This window comes from Mycobacteroides chelonae (assembly GCF_016767715.1).
Taxonomy (GTDB): Bacteria; Actinomycetota; Actinomycetes; order Mycobacteriales; family Mycobacteriaceae; genus Mycobacterium; species Mycobacterium gwanakae.
Genome location: NZ_CP050145.1, coordinates 1,172,825 through 1,193,081 on the forward strand (window position 1 = coordinate 1,172,825; position 20,257 = coordinate 1,193,081).

The following is a 20,257-nucleotide window of genomic DNA, read 5'->3' on the forward strand; positions in this document are numbered from 1 at the left end:
AGCGATGGCAGAGCGTCGGCTGCATCCGTGTGTGTCCAGCTCATGCGACGATGGAGAGCAATCCATCGCACCGTCTAGGAGTTCCGTCGTGTCGTCCCTCGCCGTGCGCTCCCTGTCGGCGCGCTTAGTGCGGATCGTGCTCGTGGTCTCCATTTCGACGTTTCTGCTGGCAGCGGGCTGTTCCTGGCAGTTGGGTGGGCGTACGCCGCTACCGCAGGGAGTGCCGCCGCCCGCCGGGGATCCGGTGCCCGAGATCGAGACGCTGCCCGCGCAGATCCATGGCCGTCCCGCCGACCAGCTCCGTGACTGGTCCACCCCACGTGCCCAGAAGACGGGAATTCCCGTCATCGCCCTGGAGGCGTACGCGTACGCGGCCAAGGTTGCCGAGCGCGAGAACCCGCGGTGCAAGATCGCGTGGACGACGCTGGCCGGAATTGGCACCGTTGAGAGCCACAACGGCACCTACCACGGTGCCGAACTGCACCCCAACGGCGACGCACTGCCGCCGATCCGCGGGGTTCGCCTGGATGGATCCAATGGAAACCTGCGGCTTCCGGACACGGACAAGGGTGTGCTGGACGGTGACGCGAACCAGGACCGGGCGATGGGACCCATGCAGTTCATTCCCGAGACCTGGCGCATCTACGGTGTCCGCGCCGCAGGTGAGGGCGACCCCAGCCCCGACAACATCGATGATGCGGCGCTGTCGGCGGCGGGATACCTGTGCTCGCGCGGTGGCGACCTGAGCACCACCGAGGGCTGGATCAAGGCGCTGTGGGCGTACAACATGTCGGACGTGTACGCCGAGCAGGTACGGGATTGGGCCACGGCCTACGCCAAGGGCGGGTCGCTCTAGCACTAGTCTGTACCCGATGTTCTTCGCCCGAGTGGCTCATCAACATACGACGTCGGAACCGCAGCACCCCTAAGGAGAGACAGTGCCGATTCTTGAGCAGGTAGGCGCCCGCGAGATCCTCGATTCACGCGGCAACCCGACCGTCGAGGTCGAGGTCGCCTTGACCGATGGCACGTTCGCACGGGCGGCGGTCCCCTCGGGTGCCTCCACCGGTGAGCATGAGGCCGTTGAGCTGCGCGACGGCGACGCACGTTACGGCGGCAAGGGCGTCACCAAGGCCGTGAACGCCGTGCTCGACGAGATCGCCCCGGCCATCATCGGCGAGAGCGCCGATGACCAGCGCCTGATCGATCAGGCGCTGCTCGATCTGGACGGCACCCCGGACAAGTCGCGCCTCGGCGCCAACGCCATCCTGGGCGTCTCGCTGGCAGTGGCGAAGGCTGCTGCCGACTCGGCCGGGCTGGCGCTGTTCCGGTACCTGGGTGGCCCGAACGCGCACATCCTGCCGGTGCCGATGATGAACATCCTCAACGGTGGCGCGCACGCCGACACCGGGGTCGATGTCCAGGAGTTCATGGTGGCGCCTATCGGTGCGCCCAGCTTCAAGGAATCGCTGCGCTGGGGCACCGAGGTGTACCACTCGCTCAAGTCCGTGCTCAAGAAGCAGGGCCTGTCCACCGGACTGGGTGACGAGGGCGGGTTCGCCCCCGATGTCGCCGGGACGCGGGCCGCGCTGGATCTGATCAGCACCGCGATCGAGGCGACGGGCCTCAAGCTGGGCTCGGATGTGGCGCTGGCGCTCGATGTCGCGGCCACCGAGTTCTACAGCGCCGCAGACGGTTACAGCTTCGAGAAGGAGAAGCGCACCGCCGAGCAGATGGGCGCCTTCTACGCCGAGCTGCTCGACGCCTACCCGCTGGTGTCCATCGAGGACCCGCTGTCCGAGGACGACTGGGACGGATGGGTGGCACTCACCACGGCGATCGGTGACCGGGTGCAGCTGGTCGGCGACGACCTGTTCGTCACCAACCCCGAGCGCCTGGAAGAGGGCATCGAGCGGGGCGCCGCCAATGCTCTGTTGGTCAAGGTGAACCAGATCGGCACCCTCACCGAGACCCTGGACGCGGTGACACTGGCGCACGGCAGCGGCTACAAGACGATGATGAGCCACCGCAGTGGCGAGACCGAGGACACCACCATCGCGGACCTGGCGGTCGCGGTGGGCAGCGGCCAGATCAAGACCGGTGCCCCGGCGCGTAGCGAGCGGGTGGCCAAGTACAACCAGCTGCTGCGTATCGAGGAAACACTTGGGGACGCCGCCCGTTTCGCGGGAGACCTTGCCTTCCCGCGGTTCTCGATCGAGACGTCCGACTAGCGGACAAACCGACGGGCTGAGGCCGAGCTATGGCTGATTCCAAACGCCGCCCCGCGTCCGGTAGGTCGCGGGGTCCGGCTCCGGCCGCCCGTAAACGGACGCCGGTCAAGCGGCCGGTGCAGAAGGTCGTCCGCGGCCCCGCCCGCAGCGGTCCGACGGCTCCTGCCAAGGCGGCCAAGACGGGCGGGGCTACCGACGCGGTGGCCGCGTCGATCGAACGCAGTGCCGAGCGTCAGTCCGAGCAGCGCCTGGGGTCCACCGCACGCCGGGCCGCCGTTCTTGCCGCCGTGGTGTGTGCGCTGACCCTGACGGTGGCCGGTCCGGTTCGCACCTACTTCTCGCAACAGGCAGAACGGAGTCAGCTGGCGGCCGCGGAAGCTCAGCTGCGCGACCAGATTGCCGGGCTCGAGGACAAGAAGCGTCGGCTGGCGGATCCGGCCTATATCGCCGCCCAGGCACGCGAGCGGCTGGGGTTCGTGATGCCGGGTGAGGTGCCGTTCCAGGTGCAGCTGCCGAACACTCCCGTCGATGCCAAGCCGCAGAGCCAGGGGCCGGTGGACAACGGCAACCCGTGGTACACCAACCTGTGGCACAACATCGCCGACTCGCCCACGGCCATACCGACCGCCCCGGCGCCGATCCCGTGATCTCCGACGACGATATCGCGGCGGTCACAAGGCAATTGGGTCGCGCACCGCGAGGCATGCTGGAGGTCTCCTACCGTTGTCCCAACGGGGAGCCCGCCGTCGTCAAGACCGCTCCGCGGCTACCCGATGGCACGCCGTTTCCCACCCTCTACTACCTGACGCACCCGGCTCTGACGGCCGCGGCGAGCCGTCTGGAGTCCGGCGGCCTGATGCGCGATATGACCGATCGTCTTGCCTCCGATGAGGATCTGGCCGCCGCGTATCAGCGCGCCCACGAGAGCTACCTCGCCGAGCGTGACGCCATCGAGCCGCTCGGCACCACCGTGACCGCCGGGGGAATGCCCGACAGGGTGAAGTGTCTGCATGTGCTGATCGGGCATTCACTTGCCGTGGGGCCGGGAGTCAATCCCCTGGGGGATGAGGCGATTCGCGAGCTGCTGGGCACCATGCCGGGTGTGCTGCCGGAGGTCTGGTGACTGCCGTGCGGGTTGGCGCCGTGGATTGCGGTACCAACTCGATCCGTCTGCTGGTCTCGGATGTCGACGACGCCGGACGGCTGACCGATGTGCACCGCGAGATGCGGATTGTGCGGCTGGGACAGGGCGTGGACGCGACGGGGGAGTTCGCACCGGAGGCCATCGCGCGCACTCGGGTGGCGCTCGGGGCGTACACGGAATTGATGAGCTCCCTTGGGGTGCAGCGTGTGCGCATGGTGGCCACCTCGGCAGCGCGTGACGTCACGAACCGCGAGGCATTCTTTGCGATGACCGCTGAGTTGCTCGGATCCGTTGTTCCTGGGGCGGTGGCGGAGGTGATCACGGGCACCGAGGAGGCCGGGCTGTCATTTGCCGGCGCGGTAGGCGAGTTGGATTCGGCGGCGGGACCCTACGTTGTGGTGGATCTCGGCGGAGGATCGACCGAGACGGTGATCGGCGATGCCGATGGGGTGAGGGCCAGCTTCTCGGCCGATATCGGATGCGTACGGCTCACCGAACGGTGCCTGCACTCGGATCCCCCCACCGCCGATGAGATCGAGGCAGCACGCGATGCGGTGCGCGCGCAGCTGGCGCGGACCTTCGAGGTGGTGCCGGTCCAGGATGCGCGAACCTGGGTGGGGGTGGCGGGCACCTTCACCACGCTGGCGGCGCTGGCGCACCGGCTGGACGCCTACGATCCCGCCGCGATTCACCTGTCGCGGGTGCCGCTGGAGCGTTTGTCCGAGGTGACGTCCGAGTTGATCGCGATGCCGCGCGCGCAGCGCGCCGCCCTAGGGCCGATGCATGAGGGACGCGTCGATGTCATCGGTGGTGGATCGATCGTCGTGCAGGAACTGGCGCGCGAGTTTTCTGCCCGCGCCGGCATCACCGAGCTGGTGGTCAGCGAGCACGACATCCTCGATGGCATCGCAATGTCCTTACGCAGGTAACCGGGCCTTAACACGTAACCGTGTGACCTGCGTAACAGTTGACAATGTACCCCCTGCTCCAGTTGACAAGTTGATCAAATCAACTGACAGTTGATATATCAACACAGACCGATAACGGACAGTTGAAGTTCCATAAACGGTCAGTTGAGAAGGCGCAGCGTCGCGCGGAGCCCGGATCAGCAACGTTTGATTAGGTGCGGAAGGTTTGGATATCCCATGTCCGGATTGATGTCGAAGGCCGAAGTACGCGAAATTGGAGTTTCGGAAACAGGTTTCGTGCGACGGCCCGACCCGGACGGTGCCGCGGTCGCGTACCGGACGTATGGGCGCGCGCGGCCCGGTGTCGCCGATGTGGTGTTGGTGCACGGCAGCCTGCAGAACTCGGCCGTGTGGTCTAAGCACGGCTACATCGCGCAGCTGTCTCAGCAGTACCGGGTGACCACCATCGACGTGCGTGGGCACGGCGCCAGCGAGAAGCCCGATCATCCCGGCGGATACGCCATCGCCTCGTCGGCGCGAGATGTCTGCGCGGTCATGGATCACCTGGGCATTCATCGGACGCACTACATCGGCTACTCGCTGGGCGGGCGCATCGGGCTTACCCTTGCCGCCACGGCCCCCGAGCGGCTCACCTCGCTGGTGGTGGCAGGGTCCTCGCACCGGCCGCAGCGTGGCGCGGTGGACGTTCTGATCTTCCCCAACGCCGTTCGCGTGGTGGAGGAGTCCGGTCTGGAGGCCTTCGTCGACGGCTGGGAGGCACACCGCGGCCAGCAGATGAGCTCGGGATTCCGGGCGACCATCGAGGCCCTGGGCCAGCGTGGCCTGGCGGCGCTGCTGCGGCAGTGGGATGCCGAGCCGGGTGTCGCCGAAGACGTCCTGCTTCAAATCGAGACGCCCACACTGTTTTTCGCCGGGTCCGAAGATCCCATGCGACTGGCCGAGTCGCGGGAGGCGGCCGTCCGGATGCCGCGTGCCTACTTCGCCCTGCTGGACGGCTGCAACCACGGGCAGACGGTGACGATGCGCGAGCGCATCCTGGATCGCGCCGAGGCGTTCTTCCGGCTGTCCGAGTTCTCCGATATCGAGAAGCTGCGGGTAGCCGGGTGACCGGAGATCCTGGGCCGCGCCCGAGCCTTGCGACGCTTGCCCGCATCGGGGTGCTCGGCGGAATGTCGGGCGGGCTGCTGGGTGGTGGCACTGGGGTGATCACCGTGCCCTCGCTGGCTCGGGCGACCACGTTGAGCCGGGCCGTCATTCACGGCACCTCGACGCTGCCGAACGTCTCTGCCGCGATCGCGGGCAGCACCGTCTACGCGCTGCACGGGGCGAAGGTGGACGTGGTGGCGGGCGCCGGGCTGATGGCGGGCGGCGTGATCGGCGCGGTGGTGGGAGCCAAGCTGGTGGCCCGCATTCCCGAGTGGATCCTCAAGGCGCTGTTCGTTTTTGTGCTGCTGGCCACCGCACTCAAACTGCTGCTCAGCGCCGCAGGCATCGACCCCTCCGCGGGTGAGGCACTGCTTCCCGATGCGGTGCTCGCCCATGTGCCATCGGTCATCGCTATCGGTGCCGTGGTCGGTTTCGTCGTCGGTGCGTGGTCGGCCGCACTGGGTCTTGGCGGTGGGCTGCTGACGGTTCCGGCGATGCTGGTGCTGTTCGGTTCCGATCTGCACGTGGCAGAGGGCACCTCGTTGATGGTGATGCTGCCCAACGCGCTGGTCGCGGCGACCACACATCTGCGTCAGGGCACCGCCGATGCACCGATTGGTTTCCGGCTGGCGGCATTCGCGTTGCCGGGCACCGTCATTGGGGCGCTGTTGGCGCTCGCCCTGAACGCGCGCTGGCTGGCGCTGGTGTTCGGGTCCTATCTGGTGTTCATCGCTATCCGCGAGATCGTGCGGGTGTTTACGAGCTCGTCTGCCCGGACGACGACGAAACCAAGTCCGGCGCCGGCGTCGCAGGCGTGTGTTGGCGGTTGATCTTCTGCAGCTCCCGGGCGACGTCCAGGAGCCAGTTCAGTTCTTCCTTGCGGTTGGCGCCCGTACGTTCGCCGATGATCTTGGTGCCGGAGGTCTTGTCGTGCTGCGGCGCGGTGCGTTGTTGTTCGATGGCCGAATGAATCTGGTGCGCCGCTGATGTGGTGGACGCGTCTTCGGTGAGGTAGGGGCGGATGGCGCTCAGACCGTCGCGAATCTCGACGATTCTGCGGTAGAGCCGATAGTTGTGATCACCGATGGCGGCCTGCGGCGGTGCCAGTGCGATCTGGGCGTTGCCCTCATACAGCGCGGTCCACAGCGGCTCGAGTTGACGGTGCTGCCGGTAGGCCTGGATGCGTTGGCGTGCCGACGTGACCAGCTGTGAGAAGGACGGTCCGGCAAGGCCTACCACGATGAGGATCTGCCCGATGGTGGCGGCCAGTGGGGCCAGACGCTGCCAGGAGTAGCTGTCGTTGGTGATCATGCCGTAGATGGCCGAGTGTGCCCGCATGATGCAGAACAACAGGCACATGGCGGCTCCGGCCGCGGTGAGCAGCATGCTGCGTCGCAGCCACGCGACATCGTGAAAACGGGCGTACTGCAGGCATTTGACGGTGATCAGGAGTGCGCCCAGGCCGTAGGTGATCAGATAGATCAGCATGTAGAGCACCCAGGCCGGCTTGTTGCCGTGCGAGGCGTAGAAGTCCTGTGGCAGTTCAGAAGTCGGTGCCACAAACCAGCAGAGAGTCAGGGCGGCGCCGATGGCTACTGCCATGCCGACCCAGAGCCGTGCGCGCTGCACCGCACGGGGGCCGGATTCACCCCAGAAGGTGATGACCGTGAGAACGCATGCGGTCCACGCCATGCCGCCCGAGAGGTTCAAGACGAGCCGGCCCATGTTGTGCACGCCGACCAAGTTGTCGAACTTCTCGTAGAGCGGTGGCGTCGCCAAGGTGACGGCAATGCCCTTGAAAAGGAATGACAACAACAGTGCCACCGAGGCGGGTGGACGGACCCGCGAACGCAGCATCGCGGCGGCAACCACGACCACGGCGCCAAAGCTGAAGACGGCCGCTATCGAATACGCCGCGGCGGAGTCTTCAAAAACTGAGGTCACGGTGCCGCCGGTGAGCCTTCCAGCACGAGTGATGCCAGGATGCGCCGCAGGTTGGCGTTCGTGACGGGGATGGGGCGGTGGCTGTCAGGACTGACGCGCTGCCCCATCATGGAGGCGAGCATTTCTGCCTCGACCTCCTGGTCGTCGAGATAGGTCTCACGACAGAGGACTTCGGCCAGTTCACGCTTGCTTGAACTGGTGTGTCCACACATCACATGGCTCAGCTCGTGCAGGATGATGTGCTCGCGATGCATGGTGGTGGTGTCGCTGTCGTACACTACGTAGTCGGTGGCGTCGGTGCGGACCAGCAGGCCGTGCACGCCGCTGCCGGAGAGCGCGTAGGGCACCAACTGGATATCGCGCTCGCTGAGTTCACTGGCGCGGGCGCGGATGTCCTCGACGGTCGTGAGCGTGTCCAGACCCAGGTCCGCCAGCTTGCGGGTGCACTGCTTGTGGATAGCCTGAAGTTCGCGAGTGGACCGTAGATCGGTTGTGACACAACGCATCTTCGGCATGATTACTGCCCGTTGCTGACCGAGTTGTCCACCGTCGGCAGGCCCTGCAGCGCGCGCACGTGATCGAGCACGGCGGCGACTGTTTCCAGGCTCTGCTTGTTCAGGCCGATCGCACGTAACGCGATCAGCTCCACCTCGTCCCGCGTGGTCTCATCCAGCGCACCCAGACGCTCATCGAGCGAGTAGGTGCGCTCGGGATCGGTGAGCACCGAGAGCGGAACGCGGAAGAAGTCGGCCAGTGCGCCGAGCAGGTCGATGGCGGGACGGGCGCGCTTACCGGTGCGCAGCGCCGAGAGGTAGGCGCCGCCGACCTTGATGCCGGGGTGCGCCTTCTTGATGCCGTTGGCGACCTCATCATTGGTCCACATCCGGCCGTCGGGACGACGATGCGACTGGAAGAGCGCATTGATGCGATCAGCGAGGTTCGCGTCGGCGGCTTTGGCGTCCTGGAGGGACACCTGCGGCGGGCTCGTAGTGGCCATCTACTAAGTCAAACACCGATGCCGCGCGCCCTCAACGTGAGGGGGCAGACTCCCAGTGTGATTCAACGCACAGTTGAGGCCAGTTTTAGCGGTAGGTGTCGGTGAGGTATTCCGCGCGGCACGCGCCACGGGCCAGCTTTCCGCTGGTGGTGCGGGGTATCGCACCCGCGGCGACCAGCCGGACGTCGGCCACGGGCAGATTGTGCTGGCGTGAGATGGCGGCGCGGATCGCGTCGACGACGGGGGCGTGTTCGGCCCGTCCCGATCCGGGGGCGCGTTCGGCGACGATGACCAGGCGTTCGCTGGTGTCGGCGATGGCGGCTTCGGCGAGTTGATTGGCCGCGACGGAGAAGGCGGCGACATAGCCGGAACGCACCGCGGACGAGGCCTCCGAGGCGGTGGCCTCGATGTCCTGCGGGTAGTGGTTGCGCCCGTCGATGATGATGAGGTCCTTGATGCGGCCGGTGACGTAGAGGTTGTCGTTCAGGTACACCCCGAGATCCCCGGTGCGCAGCCAGCGGGCCTCGGCGGCGGTTCCGGTTGCGTGGCTGCGCTGGGTGAGTCGCGACTTCAGCGTGTTGTGGAAGGTGTCTTGGGTTTCCTGGGTGCGGCCCCAGTAGCCGCGGCCGATGTTGTCGCCGTGCAGCCAGATCTCACCGATTTCTCCTTCGGGGAGTTCGTTTCCGGTGCGCGGGTCCACGATGGTCAGCCATTGGCTGGAGATCACCTGACCGCAGGAGACGTGCGGGACGGCCATGGGTGCGTCCGGTGAGACGGGTACGGCGCGGTCTTCGGCCAGCTGGTCGCGGTCCAGGTAGATGACGCTGGGGCGTGCGTCGGTGGCGATGGTGGCCACGGAGAGCGTTGCTTCGGCCATGCCGTACGACGGCTTGATCGCGGTGGCCGGGAATCCGTAGGGGGCGAAGGCCTCGGTGAACTTCTCGATCGCGGAGATGGTCACCGGCTCAGATCCGTTGAGCAGACCCGCGACATTGCTCAGATCCCAGGTTTCGCCGGCCGGTGGGCGGCCACGCTGGGCGGCGAGTTCGAAGGCGAAGTTGGGGGCGGCGGCGAACACCCGCCCGAACGCGGACTCGGTGGCCAGTTGTTTGACCCAGCGCCGGGGGCGCCGCACGAAGGCCAACGGCGACATCAAGGTGATGTGGCCGCCGCACAACGGGGGAAACAGGATCATGATCAGGCCCATGTCGTGATACAGCGGCAGCCAGCTCACGCTGCGGATGTTGGTGTCCAGGCCGCCGGCCAGGATCATCTGCAGCACGTTGGTACAGGCCGCGCGGTGGGTGATCTCGACACCGGCCGGGGTACGGGTGGAACCCGAGGTGTACTGCAGGTAGGCGAGGTCCTCGGAGTCGAGTTCAGCGGGGACGAATGTCGCACCGACCGAGTCCGGCACCGCGTCGATGGCGATGACGCGCGGGCGCCGCTGACGAGGAAGCTTGCGCAAGAACGCGTTCACCGATTCGGCGGCGCTGTCGGTGGTCAGGATGACCGACGGGGTGGCATCGGCGAGCACCGCGTCGAGGCGTTCGGTGTGGCCGGGCAGCTCGGGGGCGAAGAGGGGAACCGCGATGTTTCCGGCCTGAATGGCGGCGAAGAATCCGATGACGTAGTCCAGACCCTGCGGCGCCAGGATCGCCACGCGATCACCCGGCTGGGTGACCTGCTGCAGGCGGGCGCCGATCGCGCGCATCCGGGTGTCCAGCTCCAGCCAGCTCAGTTCCAGTGCGACACCGTCATCGTCGCGGGTGAAGTCCAGGTAGCGGTAGGCGGCGGTGGCGCCGAATTCGGCGATGTTGTGTGCGAAGTTGGAGAGCAGGGTGGTGCCGGGAGGAAGGTCGATCGAGCCCTGGGCGTCGAGATAATCCTCAATTCCACTCTGGCGAACCGCCACTGCATCTGACATATCCAACTCCCGACTCACGATGAAAAACACTACCTGCGCTAACTAAGGAATCTCTTGGTTCGCAGGTGACCCGTCGGGCGAGGAGCGGGCGGCAACTTTCAATGTCGGCGTTCGCACAGTCTGGTGACGAATCACACCAGAGTCCGTTCGAATCCTGGTGCTGTACAAGGGGTATCACTATCTGTCGGAGAGTTTCAATGTGACGCCAGTGTGTCGCGCCGGGGTGTGATCTTTGTCGTAGGCCGGTGAGGGTCGGGGCCGGAAGTTGGCGCCACGGGATACGCCGGGTAGAACTAGGGCTGACCTGCAAGGCCCCCATAGCCCAATTGGCAGAGGCAGCGGACTTAAAATCCGCCTTTCTGGCTATTTATGGCAATTGGTAGCAGCGGGACAACCATCATAAAATGGGTCTGAACTGCCAATATGTCGACAGTTGTTAACTATCGTTGATGGCGGAAAATGATTCTGCTGCGGTATGCCGGGGGCGCGGGACTGTTCTTTGTGGAGATTTCCCGAAGAGGGGGCGCTCGCCAGGCGGTTGAAGGCGGGGTATCGGGTGTGCAGGGGCACCCCCCGGGGGTTGAGACCGGCTGTCTCTAGGTGACGTCGGGTTCGAGCTCGCCGCCGTAATCCGGGTAGCTGGGCCAGGCATGATGTTCGGAACCGGCCGCGATATAGGCGCGCTGGGCGGTTCTGGGGTAACCCACGATCCGAAACGGTGTCCCGGCGTCGTTGTAGATGGTGACCGGCGGTCCGGCTGCGAAGCAGATTTCGAGGTGGTACCGGATGTCGGCGCCGAACTGCGGTGCTAGCACATCCGCCATGAAGCCGATCGACTCGCCACCGGCCAGGGTGGTGACCTTCTTGTCGATGTAGTGCTCCCATGTGGGGGCTCGGTCTTCGTCTTGTGTGCGGGCGTCCAGATCAGGCGATCCGAGATCGAACACCATGATGTCTTTTTCCCCGATACCTTGAGGCACTGCGTAATACACGGTTCCTGTCGGCACTGGTCGCTGCTCATCAATGACAGCTCGTATCCGGGTGATCTTGGTTGCCGTGCGGTGGATGCCGGTCAAGTCGAACGACATCCATGTCCGAACGTAGTCAACACCGTTCGCGGAGAATGGAAAGTCGGCAAGGATAGCGCGATCGTGTCCTGGAAACCGAGTGTTGTAGACGCCGGGCTCGGTGTCGAGCGGTATGTCGATTATTTCATCGGACACCCAGCCAACCCCCGGAATAGGTGATTGAGTCAGATGCAGCGTGGCGGCGGGTATTGCGTTGTCCTCCCGGTCGTGTGCCGCTGTCACGCTCTTATTTGCGGCTAGGTCAGCACGAGCACGAAAGAAACGAGCGTAAACCCAGGCCGCAACCAGACCAGTCGCGATGGGCACGAGCACCAACTCGGCGATATGTTCTGCGGACACCCTGCCCCCTGCAAAGTCGGTAAAGTCTGATCCCGGCTAGCTGTTCTGATCGTAGGTGGCAAGCCGACGTTCGTCACCAATCGTCATTGCCGCAGCTGTCAGAGTGGTGTCTCAATACCTTGGAGCTGCCAGGAATCGAAAACGCGAATGATGCAGTTCAACTACACAATCCTGTTATGGGTCTGCCCGACATGGAGAAACATGAGTCGGAATGAGTGTTGTGCCGACGACCGTCAGCACAACACGCCAGGCGGTGTCTAGGCCTCTGTCCGTATCGGTCCTTAACCGCCGGTTGGTGCAGCGCTACTTTGAACCTGCGGATCCCCTTCGAGGGTGGTATCGGTATCCGACTGAGACGGCAATTCCGCAGCGGGCCTTAGTAAGCCGTCAGGCGCGAGCATCACCACGTCAGATAGCAATATGTATGTACCCACGATGAAACGGTCAGCGTCGCGACGAGTCACGGATGCGTGAGCGCCCTTGTTGCCAGCATCGACGAAGGCGTCAAGTCGCTCACCGTAGTACCTCAAGTCCGAGAGGATTACGCCGTTGCGGGTCTCGCTTTGCTGCTGCTGTTGCTCGATCCAATACACCAGCCTATTGACGTAGTTCTCTGCGCCACTTGCCCTTCCGCCAATATCAGAACCTGGTGGCACAAGCTTGTCAGCAACCGCGATGATGAGCTTTCGGCAGTATGCTGCCGCATCACTCCAATGGTCAGGCTTGTCGGACGACACCAACTCGAAAGCTGCGGCCAACTGGTTGGCCGAATCCGGGACTAGGCCAACGAGTACGCCGTCTGCCGATTCGCGGATTCTGGTGAATGAGCTTTCGATGGCATCGCCGAAGCGAAGTTCTAAATACTTTTCTGACGCGTATTCATGAATTGCGCCGAGCACGCGGTCCAGGACCCCTTGATTGGTGATGATGGCTTCCTGTACGACCTTGCGCTCAACCGTGTTACCGCTTGGCGCGCCCACAAATTGGTTCGGGTTCGCAGATGAGACGCTGACTGGTGCGTCAGCCGAAGCAGCCATCCGGAGCCTGCCTGACTCAACCATTGCAGCCAGATGGCTCACAGATGCGGTCTTCGCGCGCTTCGCTCCGTCCCCATCCTCGAAGACGCGGTGCGACCGAGCCGCAGCAGCCCACGCTGGACGGCTTACCCCGGCTGCGGTCGTGTGCGGCTCATAGCCTGAGATTTCTATGGCCAGCCATGCCATTGCATCGTCGTCGTCCAAGAGCCGTGCAAGACGACTGGCTTTGCGAACAAGTTCGGTCGGGCCGAGACGGCTCAACTCAAAGTCTGTCAGCAGATCATCGGACAGTTGTAATGCTTCTGCTCGGCGATTTGGCACTCTTTGTCCCCCTTCATACTCGCAGTCCTTCACGATGGCACAGCGTCGCCACCCTAAATCTGCCGCCTCCCCTGCGCACGGGTTCACGTGCGATAGATACAAAAGCTAGCGTCGATGTCTCCGGCACTGCGCTCCCGTCTTAGTGCAACGACTGCTTGGACACGCCACGGCTGCGATGACACTGGACCGGTATGGTCATCTGCTGTCGGAGGACTCTGGCCGCGGTGGCTCACGTCCTCGGTGCCGCGATCGAAGGGGCTGCGGTCCCACTGCGGTACTTAGGAATCATAAGGACGAATTCGGAGAACAATTAGACGTCTGAACTGCGAGGCCCCCATAGCCCAATTGGCAGAGGCAGCGGACTTAAAATCCGCCAAGTGTCGGTTCGAGTCCGACTGGGGGCACCGAAACTAAAGCGCTTCTGATGCTGGTAGATGCGATATTTACGTTTGCTGACCGGTAATGCGTAAGCGTTGTGCCCACACTTTGCCCACACTTTCGTCTAATTTGTCGGCAACAGCAGTGAGATCGTCGTCGAACAAATCGGCGTAGACATCCAACGTCATCGCCGCCGAGGAGTGGCCGAGCATCCGTTGCACGACCTTGACGTTGGCACCCGAGCTAATCGCCAGGGACGCTGCGGTGTGCCGCAGGGCGTGGGCAGTAATACGCGGGAACACTGCTGTGGTCGGTTCCTTGCCGCCCTTGCTCTCCTTGACCCTGGCCGCGCCAGCGACAGCCTGGCAGCGGTCCACCGCCCCTGAAAGCCAAGAGTCATGCGATGACGGCGGCCCGAGGTGCCCACCGTCGCGCGCCGACCAGATCAGCTCACCATGTTCCTTGCCCTTGCATGTGGCGGCCAGCTCGTCGACTACGAACGCTGCCAGCGGCACGGTTCGAGATTTACCCGACTTGAGCGTACCCACGTGAACATCACCACCGACCGTGACGGCATTCTCATGCAGCACGATTCGACGTTTCAGGAATTCCACGTCGCCAACCCGCAATGCCGCGGCCTCACCCCAGCGCAGGCCCGCAGTGCCCAGTAGTAGGACCAGGGAGCCGTAGCGACCCGACTCGACCGCGAGCCACTGGAGTTGCTCGGCGGTCAAGTAGATGTTCTTTCGTTTCACTCGCGCCGGTAGCTTCACACCACGCGCCGGGTTAACCGCAAGCCGACGATCCTTCACCGCGTCGTCAAGAATGCGGGCTAGTACGGAGTACGCGGTGATTACGACAGTTCCCTTGCGCTTGGTGGCCAATCCGGTTACCCACGCCTGTACTGCCGAGTGGTTGATATCTGCAATAGCTGTTGCCGCCCAGCGTGTTTCGACGTGCACTCGCCAGGCCGACTCGACTGAGTGGAACGCCGACGGCTTGATGATTCCCTGCTGCCGCGTCAGCCAGTCCGGCCCTAGCGCGCCGACGGTGATCTTGCCGAGCGCTGGTGCGACGTAGCTGCCGGTGAGTTTATCCACCTCGACCGTTGCTGCGAACGCTTCGGCATCGCGCTTGGTTTTGAAGCCGCGCTTGTCGGTCTGACGATGGTCTGGGGTGCGGTAGCGGACGCGGTAAAGCATTGCACCGCTTGCGGTCTCGTACTTACTTATCGTCGCCATCAGGTTTCCGGTCTGGACCAAAAGCGCCCTCAAGTAGCTCCTCGCGTGCCTCGGCGGCGAATGCTTCTTCTTCCTTCTGGAGATGGTGCAGCATCCTTTGCACGATCCATGGCGGTGATGAGGTGAATAAGAATTCGTTCAGTGATTGGCCGGGGAGCGGTTTGTTTCCTCGTAGCCATTCCCATAGGAGTACGGCGTTCACCTCCAGGTTCAATACTTCCGCGCTCTCAGTTGGCTCCGTAAATGGTGGACCAAGCAATGTAGCTGGTGAAACACCAAGTGCAGCAGCCAAAGCCACGAGGTCGTCTACGTCCACCCTGCGCTTGACGGACTCAATGTTCTTGATGGCTACTGGTGTTAGGTTCCAGCCCAAGGATTCAAGCCGCTCCGATAGCTGAGTCCACGTCAGGTTCCGCACCTTTCGCAACCGTTCAACGTTTCCGGCGACCGTGTGCGCGGTTGCCCCGATTTCGGGTGCTCGTCCAGCCATGGGTCCATGGTGACACACAAACTTTGTCAGTCAACAGGCAATCGTTGACAACAGGAGTTGACTGTGATTCTCTGAGCATGAACAGTCAAACTTTAACGATTGATCACCAAAGAAAGGCGATTTATGACGACTGACACCGCTACACCGAAGGAGGTGGCGGCGTACCTGCATACCAGCGAGGCTGGTCTAGCGCAGTTGCGCTACCGGGGCGTGGGCCCGAAGTTTGTGCGCGTTGGTCCCCGCAAGGTGATCTACCGCTGGGCCGATGTGCATGCCTATCTGGACGCGAACACCTGCCAGCGTACCGACGACCCTCGGGGTGCAGCGTGATGGCGGAGGCCGCGCTGATTGCCGCCCGTTTGGCGGCTGCTTCGCAGTGTTTCCCGTTGCCGCATAGTGACGTTGACGGTAGGGCGGTGTGTGATTCGACGGTTTATGTCGAGGCCGAGGGCAAGTCCATCGCGATCACGGTCACTGATTACGACGGCAGTAAGCGCGAGTACCGCGCTGATGTCCGGCTGGTAGCGACCAGCACCCCTGAAATGCGAACGCTCCCAGCGGAATCCGGTGTTAGAGCACCGGGCCGGGAGCGTTCCGAACAACCCAACCGATAAGTAAGGAGTTCGTTGATGAGTCTACCTGCAATAACCGGGCCTGTGGAAGGGCTGGTGATCGATCCAGTCGAGGTTGATCTACTTCTTGATCGCGCGGTGAACCTGGCCACCCTGGCTGCTGGGGACATCGGGCAGGCCCTTACGGGCCTGCCCGATGATGCGCCGTTGTTCTCGTGCGTGGATTTGTCCGAGGCTCTGCGGCATCTGCGTGTGGCGGTGTGGCTGATTGATCGGGCTGCTGACCGTCTGGCGGTTGGGGGCGGCCGGTGACTGCTTTGGTGTTGGTGCCTGACGTGGGTGATACGCGGCCCCAGCTGCCGCCGATTGAGCGTTACGCGATCTGGATGCAAGGTCGTGGGTTGTCGGATCGCACGATCACCGACACGATGTTGACGTTGTGCCGGTTTCAGAACGTGTTGTCTTCTCCGATTGAATCCACACCAGCTCTGGCGATTTCACGGTTCCTGGCTAGTGAGCGGTTCGGGGCGCGTACCCGATACACCTATCACGGGCATCTGCGTGGTTTCTTTCGCTGGCTGGCCGCTGAGGGCGGCGTCGATGCCATGGCCACGCTGCCGCAGCCCCGGATGCCGCGCGGAGTCCCTAGGCCCATCACCGACGAGGAGCTGGCCTCGGTGCTGGCCTTGCGGATGCGCCGGCGCACGCGGGTGATGATCTTGTTGGCCGCCTATGCGGGGTTGCGTGCCCATGAGATCGCCAAGGTGCGCGGCCAGGATGTGGACCTCGGTGCGCGCACCGTGCATGTGATCGGCAAGGGCGGCCATGGCGCCTGGATCCCGTTGCACCCGCTGCTGGCCGAGGTCGCAGAGACGATGCCGCGCCGTGGCTGGTGGTTTCCCAGTCACACGGTGCTCGGTCAACCTGTGCGCCGGGAGTCGGTCACCGGCACGATCAGCAAGGTATTCGACCGCGCGGGTATTCATGGGGCTACGCACCGGCTGCGGCATTGGTTTGGTACCAGTTTGGTGGATTCGGGCGCGGATCTGCGGACGGCACAGACGTTGTTGCGGCACGAGAACCTGGCCTCGACGGCGATCTATACCGCGGTGCGCGATGAACGGCGCGTAGAGGCTGTGGCACGGCTCGTTGTGCCCGGAGGTGCCCGTGGGTGACGGCAAGAAGATGGGGGCCCCGGTTTCATCGCCGGGGCGCTCGCCTGAATCTCGAGAAGTCAGCTGGTGGCCGGTGCACGAGTTCGTGGCAATTTTGGTGGCGTCAACGAAATTCACGGCCTTACCTGCCGCTGGCACTCCGAGGTGGTGCGCGTTATCCGACGGGGATCCGCGCAAGCTGCTGGCGGTGGCGATCTCCGGTGAGCACTGGGCGCTGCGCTGCGAGCTTGACCAGATTGCCTCAGCTGAGGCATCGAAAGCTGTTGCCGCTGCCGTGGACTGGGGTCGGATTTCACATCGGACCCTTGCCGGGCGCGGCCCGAACTACATCCCCCGAGAGAGGGCATCTTGACCGACGACGAGTTCTTCACCGCTACCCCGGAACTACAGACGATCTATCGGTGGGCGCGGGCCCGGTATGCCGCGCCGTGGGCGGTGTTCTTTGCGGTACTGCTGCGGGTCGCTGCATCAGTCGCTCCACATGTGCAGCTACCTGGCGTGATCGGTGGGCGCGCGTCGTTGAATCTGTTGTGCGCGTTCGTTGCCCCGTCCGGTGGCGGTAAGGGCATCAGCGACAAGGTGGCCCGGCTGGCGTGGCCTAGCAGCGTCAAAGAGCTGCCGATCGGTTCAGGTGAGGGTATCGCTGAGACGTTCACCTTGCGCGGCATGGAGTCCGAAGACAACGAGCGCGTCACTAACGCGATCTTCAGCTGCTCTGAGATCGATGTCTTAACCGGGTTGGAATCGCGCCAAGGCTCAACAACCCTCGGCACGATGAAGGCCTTCGCGATGGGTGAGCAGTTCGGCTCCACCAATGCCAGCAGGGGCAATAGCCGAAACGTGCCCGCCCATTCGTATCGAGGTTGCCTATCGGTTGGAGCGCAACCAGGCCACACCGGCGTGATCTTCAACGACACCACTGGCGGCACTCCACAACGGTTCCTGTGGGCGCTGACCATTGACCCCGACATGCCCGCCGACTCTGTGGCCGATCCCGAGCCGCTCAACCATCACGTGCCAGGTCTGCTGACCCGTCGGCACGATGACCCCGACATCGTCACCGAGATCGTCTACGGCCCGCCAGAGATCCGGCAGACGATCATCGCCGCGCACCTGGCCCGCCAACGCGGTGAAGGCGATGCCCTAGACGGCCATTGGATGCTGACCCGCTGCAAGGTAGCGGCATTGTTGGCGATCCTGCACCACCGCTCGGTGGTCTCCGAACTGGACTGGCAGCTCTCCGAGGTCGTCATGGCGCACTCCGACCGCACCCGCGACTGGATCGTCTCGGAGGCCAAGAAGGCCCAACGGGCAAAGGTGCGCGACCGTGCGATGTCTCGGGCGGCCGGGGAGCAATTCATCTCCGATCACAAGCTCGACAGAGCCAAGAAGGCGGTACTGCGGTGGCTCGAGCGCGACGGCGCGATGGCCCGCCACAACCTACGGCGCAGGCTCAAAGCTGACCTAAGAGAGCATTTCGATCCGGCGTTAGCTGAGCTGATCGCAGATGGGCAGATTCATGTTGAAGAAGTCACCAACGGCGAGAGCTACGCGCTCACTTCCGAAAGTACACGGGTCCCCGAGGTACACCCCCCAAAAGCACAGGTCAATGCCCGTGTCCCACAAGTACACGGTGTACCCGCTGCTACGGTGACTGAGCTGGATTATCGCAGGTCGTCCGACTCTGAGCGTCCGAAGCGGTTGTGCCCACAATGGCTCGCCGATTACATCGCAGACCTCGTGACGAGGGGCGAAACTACTGTCTCTTCGTTAACTGTGTATACCGAAGGGAAGGCGCAAGGGTACTCGCCAAGCTCGATCGGAAACGCGATCACAGCACACGATGACATGACCATCATCGGCCAGGACGGTGCCAGCAAGGTCTACTCACTGACCGGACAAACCACCGGATACAAGCCACTGATCCAGTGGGTGAACGACTACCTCGACGCCCTTCCGGCAAACACGGAATCACTCGATAAGGAACAAGCCAGGCAAGCGGTAGAGGCTGAGTCGGCCGGGTACTCATGGGAGGCGGCACGCAGGGTGTTCCTGGGCAGTGGCCGCGTGCAGTCCGCACCCGATCCTGGCGGCGACTCACGGAAAACCATCTGGACCATCACCGACACCGCCAACCAGGAGACATCCGCATGACTCAACCACCAGTCGCACAGCAAACATGCTGGCACTGCCAGCAAACACGATGGAGGTGTGATGTCATGGTGATGACCAGCCGACGGGCCACTAAGTCCCTGACCAGCACCAATGCACACACCGCCGAGTGTCATAACTGCAGGTCAGAGCCCATCCCCCTGAAAATGTTCAGGTGGGGGGCCTTCCTGACCCCCGGAGGCTCCCGTCAGGTTTTTTTTGAACGCGGCGCGCGATGACCGCAGCCGCGAAACCAGCAAAGGCGACCGACAAGTCAGCTAACATACCAGTTAAGGAGTGGTTCGAGTGAAGATGCATCGGCCTCGCGATATCGAGGCCAAGGCGTGGGCGGTGCGCACACCTGATCCGGGAGTGTTTGTGCAGTTCGGTTGGATGCGGTTCACCGCGTCGCCCGCTGAGGCCCGCACGTTGGCGCACACGCTCAACGCAGCTGCCGATAGCGCCGAGCAGGCACCGGCTGATGGCCGCTGAACGGGAGTGTGCGGTACAGCTGTTAATTCATGTACTGCAAGGGGATTCGTGGGGATTGCAGGAGGTTGTTTTCGACGTGTTCGCACCGGGCAAGGGTGCGACGGAAGCGCTGGGGCTGCTGACTGCGGCCATGACGGTGGTGGCCGAGTTGCCTATTCCGGTCGCTGTGCGTGAGCGTGTGGTGGTCAACTTGCGGTCGTATCTGGTGCAGCGGGCCGCCGATGAAGGCGATGAGAGCCTGTGATTACCGGGTTGCGGGGCGTGGTGCTACTGGACAGCAACGATGCCCGGTATGTGGCCGAGGCGCTGGCGCGGTTCCTGGTGGTGCTCGGCGAGCACGGTCTGCGCGCCTCCCCGACATTGTTGGATGCCGAGGCACGTCTTCGGAAAGCTGCTGTGGGCGCAAGTGATTCGACACGCAGCGCAAGTGGTGGCGTCAGTGGTGTTGGCGGGCATCTGAGTTCGTCTCACAGTGGCATGTATGACCTTGTCGATTCCGTCGAAGCGGCCCGGATCTTGGGCTGCACGCCGCAGAACGTGCGTGATCTGGCGCGCCGGGGCCGTCTACCGGCGCACCGCGCGGGCCGGGGCTGGGTCTATCCGGCGCAGGCTGTTGCCGAACGCGCAGAGCGGCAGGCCGCCAAGCGAGGCTGAT

24 protein-coding genes and 1 tRNA gene are annotated in these 20,257 nt (G+C 63.8%); 17 read left to right on the top strand and 8 right to left on the bottom strand.

From position 1 onward, the window contains the following. Positions 1-88: 88 nt before the first annotated feature. The 7 genes from HBA99_RS05760 to HBA99_RS05790 all read left to right on the top strand — a co-directional run bounded on the left by HBA99_RS05760 (position 89) and on the right by HBA99_RS05790 (position 6,280). Entirely contained in the window at positions 89-856 is a 768-nt protein-coding gene (locus HBA99_RS05760) for a lytic transglycosylase domain-containing protein (RefSeq protein WP_070918402.1), read from the top strand. An 82-nt stretch (positions 857-938) separates the two neighbouring features. Continuing rightward, the gene (eno, locus tag HBA99_RS05765) at positions 939-2,231 is read left to right on the top strand and encodes a phosphopyruvate hydratase (protein WP_070951434.1); all 1,293 of its coding nucleotides are present in this window, start codon (positions 939-941) and stop codon (positions 2,229-2,231) included. A 116-nt stretch (positions 2,232-2,347) separates the two neighbouring features. Beyond that, complete coding sequence (locus HBA99_RS05770) at positions 2,348-2,878, top strand: FtsB family cell division protein (protein WP_070952322.1); 531 nt, start codon at positions 2,348-2,350, stop codon at positions 2,876-2,878. Continuing rightward, on the top strand, positions 2,875-3,354 hold the full coding sequence (locus tag HBA99_RS05775; protein ID WP_070951433.1) for a DUF501 domain-containing protein: 480 nt from the start codon (positions 2,875-2,877) through the stop codon (positions 3,352-3,354). Before HBA99_RS05770 ends, HBA99_RS05775 begins: the two co-directional genes overlap by 4 nt. Before the next feature lie 5 nt (positions 3,355-3,359). Then, positions 3,360-4,304: a Ppx/GppA phosphatase family protein gene (locus tag HBA99_RS05780; RefSeq protein ID WP_109494331.1), complete on the top strand. Its 945-nt coding sequence runs from the start codon at positions 3,360-3,362 to the stop codon at positions 4,302-4,304. Positions 4,305-4,520: 216 nt separating this feature from the next. After that, positions 4,521-5,411, top strand: coding sequence for an alpha/beta fold hydrolase (locus tag HBA99_RS05785; protein ID WP_070951431.1), 891 nt, complete (start codon positions 4,521-4,523; stop codon positions 5,409-5,411). Beyond that, the gene (locus tag HBA99_RS05790) at positions 5,408-6,280 is read left to right on the top strand and encodes a sulfite exporter TauE/SafE family protein (protein WP_081347607.1); all 873 of its coding nucleotides are present in this window, start codon (positions 5,408-5,410) and stop codon (positions 6,278-6,280) included. The genes HBA99_RS05785 and HBA99_RS05790 overlap by 4 nt, the downstream gene beginning before the upstream one ends. Here the strand turns inward: HBA99_RS05790 and HBA99_RS05795 are convergent. The 6 genes from HBA99_RS05795 to HBA99_RS05820 form a co-directional block, all read right to left on the bottom strand. Then, positions 6,207-7,394 carry an MAB_1171c family putative transporter gene (locus HBA99_RS05795; RefSeq protein ID WP_070951430.1) on the bottom strand — a complete coding sequence of 396 codons (1,188 nt, stop codon included), beginning with the start codon at positions 7,392-7,394 and terminating at the stop codon, positions 6,207-6,209. The genes HBA99_RS05790 and HBA99_RS05795 overlap by 74 nt on opposite strands. Next, positions 7,391-7,909, bottom strand: a complete 519-nt coding sequence (locus HBA99_RS05800) for an ImmA/IrrE family metallo-endopeptidase (protein ID WP_030094601.1) — start codon at positions 7,907-7,909, stop codon at positions 7,391-7,393. Before HBA99_RS05800 ends, HBA99_RS05795 begins: the two co-directional genes overlap by 4 nt. A 2-nt stretch (positions 7,910-7,911) precedes the next feature. Continuing rightward, entirely contained in the window at positions 7,912-8,391 is a 480-nt protein-coding gene (locus tag HBA99_RS05805; RefSeq protein WP_030094602.1) for a hypothetical protein, read from the bottom strand. A gap of 85 nt (positions 8,392-8,476) precedes the next feature. Then, positions 8,477-10,318, bottom strand: a complete 1,842-nt coding sequence (locus tag HBA99_RS05810; RefSeq protein ID WP_070951429.1) for a fatty acyl-AMP ligase — start codon at positions 10,316-10,318, stop codon at positions 8,477-8,479. 596 nt (positions 10,319-10,914) lie between these two features. Next, positions 10,915-11,745 (bottom strand): hypothetical protein, encoded by an 831-nt coding sequence (locus HBA99_RS05815; protein WP_070926049.1) that lies wholly within the window; start codon positions 11,743-11,745, stop codon positions 10,915-10,917. A 281-nt stretch (positions 11,746-12,026) separates the two neighbouring features. Further along, positions 12,027-13,136, bottom strand: coding sequence for an AbiTii domain-containing protein (locus tag HBA99_RS05820; protein ID WP_131822802.1), 1,110 nt, complete (start codon positions 13,134-13,136; stop codon positions 12,027-12,029). A gap of 297 nt (positions 13,137-13,433) precedes the next feature. Here HBA99_RS05820 and HBA99_RS05825 point away from each other — a divergent pair. Further along, positions 13,434-13,507: transfer RNA gene (locus tag HBA99_RS05825), tRNA-Leu, on the top strand. Between the two features lie 39 nt (positions 13,508-13,546). Here the strand turns inward: HBA99_RS05825 and HBA99_RS05830 are convergent. Both HBA99_RS05830 and HBA99_RS05835 read right to left on the bottom strand, forming a co-directional pair. Beyond that, on the bottom strand, positions 13,547-14,722 hold the full coding sequence (locus tag HBA99_RS05830) for a site-specific integrase (RefSeq protein ID WP_070951427.1): 1,176 nt from the start codon (positions 14,720-14,722) through the stop codon (positions 13,547-13,549). Beyond that, positions 14,706-15,212: a helix-turn-helix domain-containing protein gene (locus HBA99_RS05835; protein ID WP_081347606.1), complete on the bottom strand. Its 507-nt coding sequence runs from the start codon at positions 15,210-15,212 to the stop codon at positions 14,706-14,708. Before HBA99_RS05835 ends, HBA99_RS05830 begins: the two co-directional genes overlap by 17 nt. Positions 15,213-15,335: 123 nt before the next feature. On the opposite strand from HBA99_RS05835, the gene HBA99_RS05840 reads away from it, so the two are divergent. The 9 genes from HBA99_RS05840 (at position 15,336) to HBA99_RS05880 (ending at position 20,256) form a co-directional block, all read left to right on the top strand. Then, positions 15,336-15,542: a helix-turn-helix transcriptional regulator gene (locus HBA99_RS05840; RefSeq protein ID WP_070951426.1), complete on the top strand. Its 207-nt coding sequence runs from the start codon at positions 15,336-15,338 to the stop codon at positions 15,540-15,542. After that, positions 15,542-15,826 carry a hypothetical protein gene (locus tag HBA99_RS05845; RefSeq protein WP_070951425.1) on the top strand — a complete coding sequence of 95 codons (285 nt, stop codon included), beginning with the start codon at positions 15,542-15,544 and terminating at the stop codon, positions 15,824-15,826. Before HBA99_RS05840 ends, HBA99_RS05845 begins: the two co-directional genes overlap by 1 nt. Positions 15,827-15,841: 15 nt before the next feature. Next, a complete protein-coding gene (locus HBA99_RS05850; protein ID WP_131822801.1) occupies positions 15,842-16,096 on the top strand; it encodes a hypothetical protein in 255 nt (84 codons plus the stop codon). A 23-nt stretch (positions 16,097-16,119) separates the two neighbouring features. Further along, positions 16,120-16,959, top strand: a complete 840-nt coding sequence (locus tag HBA99_RS05855; protein WP_234798042.1) for a tyrosine-type recombinase/integrase — start codon at positions 16,120-16,122, stop codon at positions 16,957-16,959. Next, the gene (locus HBA99_RS05860; protein WP_234798041.1) at positions 16,952-17,311 is read left to right on the top strand and encodes a DUF2742 domain-containing protein; all 360 of its coding nucleotides are present in this window, start codon (positions 16,952-16,954) and stop codon (positions 17,309-17,311) included. The genes HBA99_RS05855 and HBA99_RS05860 overlap by 8 nt, the downstream gene beginning before the upstream one ends. Further along, entirely contained in the window at positions 17,308-19,113 is a 1,806-nt protein-coding gene (locus tag HBA99_RS05865; RefSeq protein WP_070951423.1) for a hypothetical protein, read from the top strand. The genes HBA99_RS05860 and HBA99_RS05865 overlap by 4 nt, the downstream gene beginning before the upstream one ends. 303 nt (positions 19,114-19,416) lie before the next feature. After that, on the top strand, positions 19,417-19,602 hold the full coding sequence (locus HBA99_RS05870; protein ID WP_070951422.1) for a hypothetical protein: 186 nt from the start codon (positions 19,417-19,419) through the stop codon (positions 19,600-19,602). Then, positions 19,592-19,846: a hypothetical protein gene (locus tag HBA99_RS05875; protein ID WP_070951421.1), complete on the top strand. Its 255-nt coding sequence runs from the start codon at positions 19,592-19,594 to the stop codon at positions 19,844-19,846. Before HBA99_RS05870 ends, HBA99_RS05875 begins: the two co-directional genes overlap by 11 nt. After that, positions 19,843-20,256 (top strand): helix-turn-helix domain-containing protein, encoded by a 414-nt coding sequence (locus tag HBA99_RS05880; protein ID WP_070951420.1) that lies wholly within the window; start codon positions 19,843-19,845, stop codon positions 20,254-20,256. Before HBA99_RS05875 ends, HBA99_RS05880 begins: the two co-directional genes overlap by 4 nt. Position 20,257: the final 1 nt, after the last annotated feature.